Source organism: Pseudacidovorax sp. 1753 (assembly GCF_040544975.1).
Lineage (GTDB): Bacteria > Pseudomonadota > Gammaproteobacteria > Burkholderiales > Burkholderiaceae_C > Xenophilus.
The window spans coordinates 205,068-218,860 of sequence record NZ_JBEPKY010000012.1 but is presented as its reverse complement, the minus strand read 5'-3'; the positions used below and the strand labels follow the sequence as shown (position 1 = coordinate 218,860).

Genomic DNA, 13,793 nt, shown 5'->3' with positions numbered 1-13,793 from the left:
CGGCGCCGTGCCGGCGCCGCAGCAAAACCAGGAGTAATCTCCTTCAACCCAGCGGATTCCTCAAATCGACTGGTACGGGTTCTTGGGGCAGGTCACCTCATCGCCAGTAGCTATCCCATTACCTGCTAAGCGCCTCATGACACTACCGAGCTGCGTGAGGGCGTCCTCTATCGACTTACGCTGCTCGTGCAGCCTTGTCTTCTCGCTGCTTCGCATCTCAATGATTGAGAGTCTGGACTTGACCTCAGGAGCGGAGAAGGCAGCTACCTGTTCCGCCAACACTGCCATTTGGGCGCGAAGAGCTGGCAGCTGTTCAACGTCAGCGGTCAAACGCTCAAGGGAGCGTCGTTGAGCCATCCAGTGGGCTCTGGCGTCTTCAAGTAGTTCTTCGAATGTCTGGCTTACAGAGGTCGCCGTCAGTTCAGGCGCATCCCAAGCTTGGTGCCAGCTGTAAGGCTGGCCCAGACCGCTATCGACAAGCGAAAGGAGGCTCCTTGAAGTGAGCTCTGGATCGTTCTTGTCCCCGGCTGCACGTTCGAAGAGCTCTTTCTGACCTATCACAGTGGCGCTGAACGAGGTGGGGACGAACTGGCCTTCGGCCTGGGTTTGGCTACCTGTCCCGAGTGTCCAACGCACCTTCTGCTCAGCCTGCGATTCCTGCAGACGGTGAGTTGCTTCGAGCGCTGCTTCCTTGAACACCGTCTGCGCAAAATCGTCGGCTTCTTGTTTGAGCCGATAGGGAAGGCTGCTTGTGTTGGAGTAGAGCTGTCGAAGCGCCGCGACCACAGACGATTTGCCACTGCCGCGACCGCCCACAATGACATTGAGGCCGGGGTGTAGATCAAGAGACAGAGCTTCATTGGAGTTGCCAAGCGTCCCACCCAGTGTGAGCGACGAGATCCACGCGTGGCGCACATTGTTCGGGTTGCGGTCCTTGAAGCTTGCGAGCCTGGGAGACCAATCACACAGAATGCGCGACTCATGGTCCAAAAACGCCTGGCGCAAGGCCTCAATGGTTGGCTCCGCCATGCGTATCCAAGTGAAGCGCTTGCCGAGCCGATCAAGGCTGTACGCGTCGGAGGTCGAGACGAAAGCAATCGTCCTGAGCCTGGGCAGGTCGGCAATGTGGTGACGGTTGAACACATTGGCGTTCGCAGCACCGGTCTTGTTGCCGTCTCCTGGATCAATGGCAACAAGCCTTTCGTGGTGAAGAGCCTTGTAGCGCAGGTCGCCCTTAACCGTCTTGCTCGAAGCCAAGCCGTTGTCAGAGAGGGCATGGGGCCCAATTGCTAGGTACCCATCGGGGAGGTCGTCAAGCAACTGGCAGATTGACTTCGACGAAGGCGCCGGCTCAAGCTTGCCGCCAATCATGCGATAGGGTTGATTGCCGGCCTGGTCATAGCCGAAAGCTCCGTATACAAGTCGGTCGAAGTCTCTGGTCGTCTTGTCGCGGTCACCAATGACTATCAGGTGTGCTCCGTCTTTGCCAGAGCTGGTCGTCAGTTCGCAACCAGGGAAGACGATAACGCCGTGCCGTCGACCTGCGGCCTTTGCATCGTCAATCCAGTCCCCTGTGTTGTGGTCAGCGAGAGCTATGACTTCAACACCTTGCGCTTGAAGCGCCTTCATGTAATCGTCCAAAAACCGCGCTCGCTCGTTCGCGGCCAGCGTCGCATCGGCGTCTTTGAGACGGTAGTTGGACCCTGCAGGGAACGTGAAGTCCCACGCCGGCGTCGCCACCTGCAGGTCACACTTCCACCACTTTGTCATGCTCATTGCCAGTACACCTCTTGCCATTTGAACCATCCGGTCGAAGGGTACACCGCCTGCGGGTTAACACTGCTCAACTGTTTGGAATCGCGATGGGCCGCTCTATAGTCATGTCGTGTCGAGACGAGCGTGGAGCTTTTGAGCAGTACTTCGACCCTGAAAAGGGCAGGCCATAGATGAACTATGTAGATGACGATAGATATTAAATTGAAAGGAATTCAGAATTGAAATCGCTTTATAAGCTTGCAAAAGAGTCAAAATTGCTTAATAATGGAGGTTTGCCCGCTGAAGTTAGAGATTTTGGCCTTCTTTTGTGGAATGAGGTTATAGAGCGGCTTGAGCAACCCGACGTTGGGGCAATCGTACCGGTAGAAGTGCGCCAAGATATTGAAAAAAAGCTTTTGCGCCAGCCAAGCAAAAAGAGCTAGTTTACACTGGATTTTATGTGTGGGCAGTATTGAGATTGAGAGACCATTCTAAAACCAGAAAGGCCGTAGCCTTTTTATTTAGCGAAAAGAAAAGTCTAGCGGACGCGACATTGCAAAGTCTTTCTTCGGCCGGAGGGCCACACGTTCGTTCTTATAGGGCAAACTGGCCAGTAAACGTTTCGACAAGCGCATATCGACAGGGCGAGCGGTCCAGCATACAGCGTTTGTGCGCTGACTGGACTTGCCATCACTCCTGCGTTCCATGCAGCGCACATTTCTCCATTCGAGCTTAATGTCAACCACATTGTTCGTATCTCTATTTATCCCTCTCATTGCAAGTTCTAGCATGTACTCTGAGGAAACCTTTACGGCGCCTTGGCACTAGGCTCTTGCCTTATCGACTGGGCCTGGACGCGCTTTTTCGTCTTCTTGCACCAGAGTAGCCTTGAGGCGCGGCATTCAGCGCGTTAATAGAAGAAGCATAGCCTGTGAGCTGGAGGGGCCTCAAGGCTGTTCCAAAAAGTGACAGCTCGTAGTCGCCTTGACTTTTGAGCTTGCACTGAATTACTGAACCAAGAATGAAGTCGCTCGGGCTTGTGGCTTGCTTCAAGCTCCTTTTCACTATGTAGACTTCAACTTCTCGTCCTTGAACGCTAGCACTAACTCGAAGAAGTTGTGGGTGAAAGTCAAGGACAAAGCTAACAATGAATGGTTGCCAGCCCTCTCGTTGCCAGGGAAAAAGAAACGGCTTTTGATTGCCACTCGTTTTGTCTGACTGATAGACGGGGTGTGCTGTGCTAAGCAGCACAGGGCGCCCATTGTCTGTGCAAGGGTGTTTGAGCCATGGCGGGCCTAGTGAGTCGAAGAAAACTCTTCCCCCCACCGGCGACTGGTAGAAAAACACCGGAGCGCCACAAACGGGACAGCCAGTAGGCCTTGTGAAGGTCTCATACGTGACCGACTGAATTCGGTGCGTAAAGCTTCCCGAGCCGCGCCAGCCGCCGCCCCAGCCACATGAGCAACCTGGTGGGTGATTCCAAGCGTTGCACACGGAGGGTCTCCTCAGGGGCGGCACCACTGCTGTTCGCAGGGCACGCCATCGCCGTTGCCGTCCATTTTCACGTCGGGACAGTTCTTCAAGAAGTAGGTCGCCTCTGCGCAGGAGGTCATTTGCGAACAGTACTTGCGGCCGTCGCACCGGAAGAGCTGTGCGGGCTGGCTGGGCGCCTGGACCGCGAGCTCTGGTGCCGGCGCAACAGTCGTAGCCGTCCTCTTTCCTTGGTAGTGCTCATACCCCTTCCATGCCGCAAGGCCCAGTACAACCAAAAGGACGAGTCGAAACATGGCCGCCTCCTGCTAGAGTGTGCTTACACTATCTTACATTCAGCTCTGGTTCAGCTTGCAGGAGACAAATGGATTTCAGCAGGGAATCAATTGCGCAGGCGTTTCGCGCCGCAGCTTGGGTGAGACGTGATCAGCTCTTCAGGGGAGACAAGGGAATGCCCGTGTCGCTCGCCGGCTCGGCGAACACGCCGTACGTCGGTTGGGTGGGCCGCAACTTTCGGGGCGGCACTGTCCTCGTAGCCAAGAATCCCGGTGGGGGCGGTGACAGCCAGGTCGCACCAACGGCGCTAGACCTTGACGTTCAGCGTCGTCTCTACGCGCTTCGGGACGAACAGGAAACCTCACCTGTTGAACTGCTCGAAGGCGTGACTCGCGCCTTCCATGCCCAGCTACCGACAATCGGCATGGGTGTGCTCCTGAGACGCGTGCTCGCTCGGCTCGATGAGACCTTGGACGACGTGGCGTTTTTCAACGCTTGCCCATTCCGCACGCGAAACGACGAATCACTGTCTTCGTCCACCCGGAAGAGGTCGCTTGAGCTCGTGGCAGCGCCTCTCGTGCGGGCACTTCAACCTGACACATTGGTGTACCTGGGGGTAGGCGTCGGGCGTGAGGCTTCGAAGGCACTGAATGCCCGCTGGACATACGTTCTTCCCAGAGCCATCAACGATAAGCAGCTGAAGGCTGCGGCGGCGCCTGTACTGGACGCCATCGAAGCCGACAACGCCGCGCGCTTGGCGTACAGGAACGCTCGTGCCTGAGCTCCTGGGTGTCTTTGAGGTAGACAAAGAAAAGCGACTGCGCTGCCAGGCGCCAGGTTGCAACCATGCCGTCTACAAAGCTGTTCACCTCTTGAGCGTGGAGGGTGAGTTCAAGCTGTACGGCTCGGAGTGCTGCAAGAAGCTGTTTGGCTGGACATCGAAGACTCAAGGGGCCACACACACGAGCGGCGAAAGACGGCTCACCGACGAAGAGCGGGAGCAACTTCTTCACAACACTGCGGAGCTTCTTGCCAAGCTCAAGGCTGAGCAAGCTCAGCTACGCGCTGCAACCGAATCCAAGCTCGCTGCTCTCAAGGCCGCATTGGCCGCCAAAGGAAGTGTTGTTGGGACGGGGCGTAGTCGTGGTGAAAGCCGAATGCTCGGAACTGTGTTGAGCGCTGACGTTGAGCGCCAAGCCAAGGAGAGAGTACGTGCCCGATACCAAGTGGACCCAGACATGGCTGGGTGGCGTGGGTTGGTGCTGGCTGAAGCCAAGAAGATTGAACAAGGCGAATGACGTGTTGCTCTTTGACCTGTTGAAACTTGAATCACCAGAGCTCCAGCCCGACCGCTGCAAGGTCCACTTGGCCGGTTGGAACGGCTACGAAGACCCCCTCGACGTGTATGTCAAAGGGAAGTTCGATTCTTGGCAGAGCTGGCAGTCGAAGCGCAACTTCGAGCGTGAGTACGTTGTCTCGCTCATTCAGCTCAAAGAGCCCAACCGCTGGCTCTATGTGGGGAGCTACTCTCGCGGTGGCAGCGAGAAGTTTGACGACCACGTTGAGTATGACCTGAGCCCCATGCCGAACACGCAGGGCCTGGCAGGACGGGCGGTCTGTCAGTATCGACGGCCTAGCCGCAACTCGTACCTTCTAGGCGAGACTGTGGCGCCCTCGTGTGTCATTCACGAGGTCAAGAGCGAACGTCTTCAGCTCGCGGACTTCCCAGGCTTCAAGAACATCGACATCTCGTTCGGTGAGCTTGGCGTCATCGTTCGCCAGGCCATTCCTTCGTGGCGCGCCGCATTGGAAAGCGTTGCGGGCGTGTACCTGATATCGGACCACAAAGACGGCAAGCTCTATGTAGGCAGCGCGACCGGTGAGGGCGGGTTTTGGTCGCGTTGGTGTGCCTATCTGGGCGGGCATGGCGACAACGTGAGACTTCGACAGCTCATAGACGAAGCAGGACCGGCGAGAGCAGAGAGCTTTCACTTTTCGGTGCTGGAGATTGCTGACACCCACACGAAGCCAGAAGAAGTGTTGGCGCGCGAGGCCCATTGGAAGAGGGTGTTGCTGACTCGCGTACATGGGTACAACGGAAACTGAGCATGCCTACACCGACCGCACCGCGAAAGAAGCTTGAGAAGAAGCCGCTCGATATCGGCTTGCTCGGAGGAATCGAAACGCACCCTCAAGACGCTGAGATTGTGAAGGCCATCGCTTCGGCGAAGCGCAAGCCAGGTGGTTCGTCCGACAGCGTTGTGGCGTTCAAGAATATGGCAGGCAAGGTGTACCGCAGGGCCGTGATCAACGGTATTCACCAGGAGATAAGGCTCGCAGAGCTTCTTGAGGAGATAGGCATTGCCGACGAGTCAGAGTTTGGCGGTCGTAGGCCAAGGGGCGTTTGGGTCTGTTTTGGGCCGAAGCGTGACTTGACGCCAGCGGCCGTGCTGGAGGAGCTCAGGACTGGTGTGCGGCCGCTTGCCAAGCCAAGGGAGGAGCCATGAGACGATTAGGAACCCTTGCCATAGTGGCCCTCGTCACCACGCTCGCTTCTTGGACCGCATTGGCCCAGTCTGAAGTAGAGACAGACCTCACCACTTACGCGCGAGCGCTTGAAGCCTCAACACCTGAGCGGGGCATTCGATTCAGGAGCGTGGAGCGCACGGGCGACAACACTTTTCGCGTGTCGTTCACAACAAGCTCTCCGTCTCTCATGTCGCTGCCCAACGCGAAAGAGGACAAGGCGGCCTACGCGGTCAATTACGGTCGCACGAAGATATGGGAAACGAAGAGCTGCACGGCAGAGCTCTCCTCGGTGCTCAAGCGCTACAACCTGCTCATGGCCGCGTTCGTGCTGGAGAACCCAAAGGGTGAACCGCAGTCGATTGCGCTGTGTATGAAGAACTCGGGTGAGTCGAAGCCCTCGGCGCCGCCTGGCCGAACGATTGGCTCTTGGTATGACGACGTAGGTTCACCCAGCTACCTCAATGCCACCTTCACCATTCGCGTAGAGGGCGGGAAGACTTGGCTCACGCGCGTGAATGGAGACGGAAGCAAGGGTGAGTATGAGCTCGCCCCCGCTGGCGACACTTATGTGAAAGTGGGAGACAAACATGGGGCCTACTACGTGGTGACGCCTGCAGGTCTACGAATCAATGACCGCCAAGGCTACATAAGAACCGCGAAACCCCAATGAGGAGTGGTGTCTTTGCGTGTCTGGCGGTGTGCGCAGCCCCGGCCTTTGCTTCGGGCTGGTCGGGTTCATACCTGGCTGTGGGGCAGGACTTCACCGTGTATGTCCAGCTCGTTGAATTGCCTGGCGGTGCAGTGGTCGGGCGCTTTCGACAAGTCTCGCTTGGCAAGGACAACAAGCTCAGTACTCTCGACGCTCCTATCAGTGGCGCAGCCAGTGGTGAGCAGTTCGTCGGCAAGATAGAGGCCGCTTGGCATGAAGGTGGTGTGCGGGCATTCTCTGGCAAGCGCATGCCTGGTGGCCTCATACAACTGACTGGGGCTGGTGGTCTTCGTGCAAATCTTCGACCAGCCGGTGAAGACGACGAAACCCGAGCTCTTGAAGCGTTGAGGCAGGGTGCCGAGCAAGCCACTGCTGCGAAAGAGAAGGCGGAAGCAAAGGCCCAGCGACAAAAGAGCTGGAGAAAGCGCACTGAGGCGCTTCAGGGAATCGTCTTGGCGACTCTTCGGTACAACGCCATGCAAAGTCTCTCATTTCGAAAGTACACGGACTACCCGGCCAGGTATGAGGCCACCACTGCAAAGCTTGAAGACCTACTCGCTCAAGTGAAGGCGGCAAGGGGTGATACAGGGGAGTTGATTGGTCGGCGCAGCACGCTCACGGCCAGCATGTTCCACACGTCGATAGACGAGACACAGCACCCCCATATCGAGGTCAGGCACGCCTACGAAGACTCCATGCGTGAATGGCAACGACTCGACGAGCTACTCGTCGCGGCCAGCAAGGTATGCCAAGAGCCCACGCCGCCAGACATTGACACCCAGAGCTTCAAGAAAGACTGCGGCCGTGTGCCCCAGCTCACCCAATCTCTCAAGACTGCCGGCGAAAACTCCAAGACTGAGTTCTTCAAGATTCGAGACGTGTATCAACGCGAGCTATCGAAGCAAGAGGCACTCAGGGCTGACGCGGAGAGCGTAAGGCGCGGGACACCCTAAAGCAGTAGACCTTTCATTCATCAAGGCAACGCTTCGACAAATGAGCAATCTCACCACTTTCTATATTCAGTGGACCCTTACGAAGGAAGCCTTTGAGGTGGACCTCGACACCCTTAAAGCTGGTGATGAGATCCTTACAGTGGAGAGCGAGAACGACAGCTCGGAGAACTATACCTTTACCACTCAGTGTGTTGGTGTGTTGCGCTCAAACACGCACATGTCAATCTCGCTGTCCTACAAGCGACATGTTGGAGAGAACGCTCAAGTCAGTTCTGACTGGCTCTTCGGTGAAAGCAGTATTGAGATGGAAAAGGCTTCGCCGAAAACTTGGAAGGCCGTCGCTTTCTGGTTGTGCGAAGACCCTGAATCTAGTGGAGCTGCTAAGAGATGTATGGTTTTTAGTGGGCCGGAACGCCGCACGTTTGAGCTCTTAGTACGAGCTGGTCAGCAAGCATTTCGAGAAGCGCTTATCCAAAGGGCGGGCGGTCCAGAGAACTGTGCTTGCGAACTGACAGGGTTCATTGGCACCCCTGCGCTCGATGCAGCGCATATCGTTCCATTCGAGTTGGACCCCAGGCCGGGCAATCCACAAAACGGACTGCTTCTTCGTGCCGACTTGCACCGGCTCTATGACCGCAATTTGCTTCGCATTTCTCCAAGTGGTGAAGTAAGTTGGGCGGATGGGTGGACACACCTCTCTTACCCAACTTTAGTAAGGCAACTTTCAGCTGATACGTTAAGCAGGGTGCATGGAAGCTTGGCAAAGCGCGCAGAGCTGGAGACCAAGCACCCTGGCTTGTTCGCATCACCTCCGTCACTTCATGCGTTGTAGCCAAGAAGTCATTCGTAGGAAATTTGTACTACTACATGGCGGCGGGCCATATGGTCGCGTGCATTGTCATGTCTGCCATGGCAGCGTTCATTAGTAATCCACTCGACCAGAAGCAAAAAGACTGAATGATGAGTGAAATAAAAGTACTTTCTTCTAGTTTTTAGTTTACACTATCTTACAGTTGCCTATCATCAGTTTTGAGCTGGAGGACAGCGTTCTAGCTGCATTCTTGCAACGGACTGGCGACACAAGCTATGTAGCTGAGGATGAGCGTTACTTCTTAGATCTAATTTAGCGACAGCAATCTAAAACCGAGAAATTACGTACCCATGAAAAAATTATCAGTGTTTGTTCTTTCACTACTTGCTGCAGTGGGCTGTAAGGCAGCGGATCTAAAGGAAGTGTCTCGAATCGCAAAGAGGTTTAGCGAAACCGTGGCGTGTCAACTAGAAGATGTGGCGGGACAGAAGGATCAGTACAAAGCAGTTAAGGTAAAACCTGGCTTATCTCCGGGCGATAATCTTGGAGAGATATATGTGGTTTACTGGCAGGGTGACTTCGGCTGTTCTGGCGGGAACGGCACAATAACTCCGAATTTCACTGTGATTGAGCAGGCTGGGTTTTCATCAACTGCTCCTACAGTACAACTTGATTACAAGTTCCCGCAATTTGATGTCGCTGTTGTGACGGGCATAAGCGGTGGAAACGGTCAGCTGGTTATTAAAGGCCTTGCTTATGGCCCGAATGATCGCCAGCATGTTCCCAGCAAGCCAGTCTCTTACACGCTAAAGCTTGTGGATAGAGCCTTTATCAAACAGTAAATTGAGCGCTATCAAACTGCTTGAGGCGTTCGCTGCTCTGGGCCGCTCCATGAGTTCGTGCTGACGTAGTCGACATGGGGTGCTCAGTCGAAGCATTGGCCGGTGAGCTGCTGGTAGGCTATCGCAATGGCGTATAGGCCTGGGAGCATCAGTCGTTCATGTTGAGCGCTCATCTGTCTATGTGTTGTACAGCACCTTCAATCAGGTACTCCCAAATCGTGCCGGATTCATGAGTGACGGTCTTGAAACCTTCACCCGGCATAGTGACGCTGGCACTTGCGGCTCCGGACCAGTAGCCTTGCCAGAGACCGTCGGTATTGCCGAACGAAGAGTTTCGATAGGCGTGGCGAGCTAATGAAACATGCTCCATGTTGACCTTCACGACTCTATTGAAAGGGCTGGGTAGCAGCTTGAACCGTTTTACTGAATTAAGATTCCACCCATGCTTGCGACTGACCATTTCGCAAATTGCAAAGTCCCCAAATGCGTAGATTGCAGAAAAACGAGACGGAAAGAGTTTGGCGTGCTTCTCTCTGAAATACTCCGCGTCGTACTCAACTCTGTAGTCGCACGTAGCAGTCATGTGGAAAGGTGTAATTCCCATGGCGTCCATTTCACACGGCTCGAAGGGCAAGTATCGAACTGTGCCGTTTATATACTTAAGTACAAACTCTGAGTCACCTAGCCCTAAGAATGCCCCACTTGTAAACTGGCCTACAGTTATGAAGTTGTGTTTGGTGAGTGGGCTTAGTTCATTGACAAATATATAGAAAATTTCAGGAACAGCCTCGTCGGCATTCATTACTTTCATAGGGTTGTTCAATTTGGCTTTAGAAAAGTGTCGATAGGTTCATCAACCTGCCTACCTCGGATATCGTAAAGATCAACGTAAGACTTCACGCTTTCGATAGCCACGCTGTGGTTTTCGGAAGATAGTTCTTTAAAGGTCAATTCGTTGAAGTAGCGACTTTGTTCGACGGCAGCCGTTAGCGAATGGGGCGGCCGTTGAAGTCGACGTAGTGGTCGCACAACGCCTTTTCTTCTATGCAGAACTTGCCGTCGCGGAGGGTGGCCAGGCCACTGTCTAGCAGGCGGTGAAGGTCGGCTCTGAGCAAGACGCCGTCTTCCACAGTGTTGTGCTGTCTCCAGTCTCTGCCCGGAAGGTGCGCGACGTCCAAAACCTCCCGAACCTCGTTGCCAGACACGGCGCAGCGCCAGCCGTACTTCTCGCCTAGTCGGTTCTTGAAGGCCTCCTGCTGTAGGCGGCGCTCGATCTCAGCGAGGACGGTCTTAACGGCTGCCGACTCGCCGGTACTTGGATCGGTCTTGCCTGAAATGGTGGCCAGTGGCACTGCTGCGGCGTGGACGTGCCTTACACATTCAGCATGGCGCTCAGTGGCCTCCTGGTAAAACCAAAGCTGTGCATCACTGCCATTGACCGCCATGCTTGGCCACCCTTCAAGCTGCTTGGCGTAAACCTCCACCACGCTATCGATGGGCAGCGCATAGTGGGACTGAATAGCCCGCTCTTTGAGGTAAACGAGTAGGAGGTAGTCCACGCCTTGCGACTTCATCCCTTTACCTACCTGTCGTACCCGGGCTAAAAGGAGGCTAGTTGGCGCTCTGGTCTGGCCAGCATGAGCGAGTGATATTGCAGCGGATGACGTTGCGTCATCAATCCAATCCTTCTTGATCCAGAATCTTGATTGCGAACTATCCGCGGACTCTGCCTCGCAGAGCTTCGTGGAGCCTTTCGCGTAGTGTCGGACCCCTGTAAACCCCTCGGCCAACATGAGCTCCGTCACTGCGGCTCTAAGGATTTCGTTCTTGCTAGGGTTACCTGTTGCTTCACTCATTCGACTCCTTCGTCCGCTGGGTGGGTCTGCAGATACGGAATCTACCTGCTTCAACGCGCCAGACCGCCCCTGAGCCAGTGCCTGCATGGTGTAATAGTTCGATAGGGACTATCGGAGCGGAGCATGGTGAGCACTGTTCTTGGCGAGCTCGGCGGTCATGTGAAGACCAGCCGCAACTTCGTCGTTGACAACATTGGGCCAATCAACACCGTTGTGGTGTTCACCACGATTGTTCTTGTCCCCATTCTGGACGTACTCAAGCCCTGGGCCCCAACGCTGGGTGCTGTGGTCGCGAGTCTGGTTGCAGCGTGCTTGGTCGCGCTCCTCGTTGCCAAGGCGTTGGGTAAACCCGCCAAGGTGGTCCTGCCTGGTGCGGTGCTCTCCGTCCTGGCCGTGTGCGCAGGCCTCTTCTGTGCGGGAGCAATTGCCAGCAGCCGGCACGCGCAACAAGGTGGTGTGATTGCCGGGTACAGCGCAACGGTGAAGAGCTGGCAGGACGCCTGGCTAGTGTCTATCAAAGACGACACCAAGGACATTCGAAGCCGCACCACGGCGATTGAAGCGAAGGTGGACCAACAGAGCTTCATGCTGGCCCAGGTGCTGGCTTCTATGCGCCCCCAGTACGAGAAGGTGCTTGCGGAAGAAGTGAAGGGCTTCGACAAGCTCGCTGCGAACCAAAAGGACGCGCTGGTTCTACTCACGTCCAAGGTCGGTACCAACGGAATCAAGCGCTACAAGCGCCTCACCAAAGCGGTGGAGCTCTACGCGCAAGACCCCAGTGCGAAGAACCGCCAGGCCATCGAGGACAGTACTCGCTACGTGGTCCAGGCGAACAACAACACGATTGAGGACACGAAGAGCCGCCTTCAAGTGCTCGCCATGTTCTTCGAGCCTGAGACGTTCAACTATCTCATTGGCGCTGGCCCGGCGCCGAGCTCCTCCCAGCTACTCGCGCTCTTCAACATTGACCCGAGCAAGCCCGCTGCCGCGCAGGTTCAAGACCCGATTGGGGACTTCATGGCTGCTCAGCATGCCAAGGGCGTTCAAGTCGAGGAAAAGGTTGTTGTGCCGAAGGAATCGAGCGCTGAGAGTTCTTCAACCTCTGGTAAGGGTTGCTACGAGGACGGGATTCGGGTTAGGTGTCGCGAGAGTAAAGAAGAGCTCCGCTACCGCGCAAAGGCCGCTGCAAGCTTCTAAGCGTTTGCCACAGCTCAGGCAGCAGCGCCGCATGCTCTAATCAATAGTCCGTATCTGACTATTGGAGGTTGTGTGAAGAACTCGAATGAGCTGGTGGGCGCGCTGGCGCTTGGCATGTGTGCGTTGCTTGTTGCGTGCTCTGGTGGCGGTCCTCGGGACGAAGACACCGTGCCTCAGCTGCGCGCTGCGCTGGCAATGAGGGGTTCTCAGCCCCAGACTATCAAGAGCACTGGTTGTCGCAAGGCCACCGACAAGGAAATCAAGTCTTCGGGCACCTACTACCTGTGCTCGTTTGAGTACGTCATGACGAATGGCGAACCGAAGAAGGACAACGATTTGGTGTTCGAGAAGGTGTCAGACCAGTGGGTGTTTCGCGGCAAATAAGTTGAGCTCCTGACGCACAAGAAGAAGGCCCCTCGGTTTCCCTGGGGCCTTTCTTCATGGTGGTTGATCACCAAGCAATGCCTGCAGAGACACCAACTGTCTTTCGAGCACCTCCGACTTTGAAGTTGTAGTAGGCGCCTGGGTCCTTCTAACTCTCCCAGCGTTTGCCCCAAGCGAGAGCTGGTTGACCGGTCACTACCGCAGCTTGGACGCCATACCCTTTGGGGCCGTACTCCAATGAACCTGCGGCCATGGCCATGGCATCGCCTGCGTTCATTTCGCGCTTGAGGCCATCCAACGCAGGCACTTCAATAGCACCGCGCAGATAGTTGGCTACGCAGCGAACGCCGAGCCGATCATCGAAGAACTTCTGGCTCGGACATGCCCTGCTCGACCCAGCGCGACAGCGCCAGTTGCGTGAAGGCGTTGCGCTACAGGCCACGGCCGGTGCCGGCCTGTACGTCCTCGATGCAGGCCTGCGGGTACTTCAGCCGCGGTATTCCTCCCACAGCAGCGTGAGCGTCACGCCCTTGCGACGCAGTTCGACGTGCACGCGGGCGAAGTCGGGCTGGGCCACGCGGCGCTGCTCGGCCGAGGTGCCGAGCAGGCGCCGCTGTAGCTCGGCCTGGCCCAGCGGCTCGACAGCCTCCCAGCGGTTCAGGCCCGCAGCGCCGGCCAGCGCCACGTACTTCGCCACCACGCCCTTGGAGACCGACAGGCTCCGGGCGATTGCCTCATGCGACAGGCCGCCGTGCAGCTTCAGTCGCAGTACATCCTTGATCATGCGTATGTCCATCGTTGGCGGTGCCATCGGCGCTCCGGCAAAAGGCCGGCAGCCTATGGCCCCGCGGGTCAGTCATACGCAACCCTTTCATTCCCTCCAGACCTCGCCGGTCACGGCTCCGGACCACTCGGTCACGATCCCGGAACGGGCGGTCACGATGGGCCGAAATACGCAGAATCGCCACAGGACTTCTCATCGCGTGTCCG

Annotated in this window: 16 protein-coding genes; 11 read left to right on the top strand and 5 right to left on the bottom strand. The window is 56.2% G+C overall.

Features of this window, described 5'->3' with window-relative positions; translation table 11 throughout:
- Positions 1-60 precede the first annotated feature (60 nt).
- A complete protein-coding gene (locus tag ABIC63_RS17020; RefSeq protein ID WP_354320633.1) occupies positions 61-1,776 on the bottom strand; it encodes a hypothetical protein in 1,716 nt (571 codons plus the stop codon).
- Positions 1,777-1,994: 218 nt separating this feature from the next.
- Here ABIC63_RS17020 and ABIC63_RS17015 point away from each other — a divergent pair, with 218 nt between their 5' ends.
- Positions 1,995-2,198, top strand: coding sequence for a hypothetical protein (locus ABIC63_RS17015; RefSeq protein ID WP_354320632.1), 204 nt, complete (start codon positions 1,995-1,997; stop codon positions 2,196-2,198).
- A gap of 1,062 nt (positions 2,199-3,260) precedes the next feature.
- Here ABIC63_RS17015 and ABIC63_RS17010 read toward each other — a convergent pair.
- Complete coding sequence (locus ABIC63_RS17010; protein WP_354320631.1) at positions 3,261-3,542, bottom strand: excalibur calcium-binding domain-containing protein; 282 nt, start codon at positions 3,540-3,542, stop codon at positions 3,261-3,263.
- A gap of 68 nt (positions 3,543-3,610) precedes the next feature.
- Here ABIC63_RS17010 and ABIC63_RS17005 point away from each other — a divergent pair, with 68 nt between their 5' ends.
- The 8 genes from ABIC63_RS17005 to ABIC63_RS16970 all read left to right on the top strand — a co-directional run bounded on the left by ABIC63_RS17005 (position 3,611) and on the right by ABIC63_RS16970 (position 9,366).
- Positions 3,611-4,303, top strand: coding sequence for a hypothetical protein (locus ABIC63_RS17005; RefSeq protein ID WP_354320630.1), 693 nt, complete (start codon positions 3,611-3,613; stop codon positions 4,301-4,303).
- Positions 4,296-4,820 carry a hypothetical protein gene (locus ABIC63_RS17000; RefSeq protein WP_354320629.1) on the top strand — a complete coding sequence of 175 codons (525 nt, stop codon included), beginning with the start codon at positions 4,296-4,298 and terminating at the stop codon, positions 4,818-4,820. The genes ABIC63_RS17005 and ABIC63_RS17000 overlap by 8 nt, the downstream gene beginning before the upstream one ends.
- The gene (locus ABIC63_RS16995) at positions 4,735-5,628 is read left to right on the top strand and encodes a GIY-YIG nuclease family protein (RefSeq protein ID WP_354320628.1); all 894 of its coding nucleotides are present in this window, start codon (positions 4,735-4,737) and stop codon (positions 5,626-5,628) included. The genes ABIC63_RS17000 and ABIC63_RS16995 overlap by 86 nt, the downstream gene beginning before the upstream one ends.
- A 2-nt stretch (positions 5,629-5,630) precedes the next feature.
- A complete protein-coding gene (locus ABIC63_RS16990) occupies positions 5,631-6,029 on the top strand; it encodes a hypothetical protein (RefSeq protein WP_354320627.1) in 399 nt (132 codons plus the stop codon).
- 23 nt (positions 6,030-6,052) lie between these two features.
- Positions 6,053-6,721 (top strand): hypothetical protein, encoded by a 669-nt coding sequence (locus tag ABIC63_RS16985; RefSeq protein ID WP_354320626.1) that lies wholly within the window; start codon positions 6,053-6,055, stop codon positions 6,719-6,721.
- Between the two features lie 95 nt (positions 6,722-6,816).
- Positions 6,817-7,713, top strand: coding sequence for a hypothetical protein (locus tag ABIC63_RS16980; RefSeq protein WP_354320625.1), 897 nt, complete (start codon positions 6,817-6,819; stop codon positions 7,711-7,713).
- A 40-nt stretch (positions 7,714-7,753) separates the two neighbouring features.
- The gene (locus ABIC63_RS16975) at positions 7,754-8,545 is read left to right on the top strand and encodes an HNH endonuclease (RefSeq protein WP_354320624.1); all 792 of its coding nucleotides are present in this window, start codon (positions 7,754-7,756) and stop codon (positions 8,543-8,545) included.
- 329 nt (positions 8,546-8,874) lie between these two features.
- Positions 8,875-9,366 carry a hypothetical protein gene (locus ABIC63_RS16970; protein ID WP_354320623.1) on the top strand — a complete coding sequence of 164 codons (492 nt, stop codon included), beginning with the start codon at positions 8,875-8,877 and terminating at the stop codon, positions 9,364-9,366.
- Between the two features lie 169 nt (positions 9,367-9,535).
- Here the strand turns inward: ABIC63_RS16970 and ABIC63_RS16965 are convergent, their stop codons facing one another.
- Positions 9,536-10,177, bottom strand: a complete 642-nt coding sequence (locus ABIC63_RS16965; RefSeq protein WP_354320622.1) for a hypothetical protein — start codon at positions 10,175-10,177, stop codon at positions 9,536-9,538.
- 175 nt (positions 10,178-10,352) lie between these two features.
- Positions 10,353-11,222 (bottom strand): HNH endonuclease signature motif containing protein, encoded by an 870-nt coding sequence (locus tag ABIC63_RS16960; RefSeq protein ID WP_354320621.1) that lies wholly within the window; start codon positions 11,220-11,222, stop codon positions 10,353-10,355.
- Positions 11,223-11,345: 123 nt separating this feature from the next.
- On the opposite strand from ABIC63_RS16960, the gene ABIC63_RS16955 reads away from it, so the two are divergent.
- Positions 11,346-12,419 (top strand): hypothetical protein, encoded by a 1,074-nt coding sequence (locus ABIC63_RS16955; RefSeq protein ID WP_354320620.1) that lies wholly within the window; start codon positions 11,346-11,348, stop codon positions 12,417-12,419.
- Between the two features lie 72 nt (positions 12,420-12,491).
- Positions 12,492-12,803 (top strand): hypothetical protein, encoded by a 312-nt coding sequence (locus tag ABIC63_RS16950; RefSeq protein ID WP_354320619.1) that lies wholly within the window; start codon positions 12,492-12,494, stop codon positions 12,801-12,803.
- 487 nt (positions 12,804-13,290) lie between these two features.
- Here ABIC63_RS16950 and ABIC63_RS16945 read toward each other — a convergent pair whose 3' ends face one another.
- Complete coding sequence (locus ABIC63_RS16945; RefSeq protein ID WP_354320618.1) at positions 13,291-13,587, bottom strand: hypothetical protein; 297 nt, start codon at positions 13,585-13,587, stop codon at positions 13,291-13,293.
- Positions 13,588-13,793: the final 206 nt, after the last annotated feature.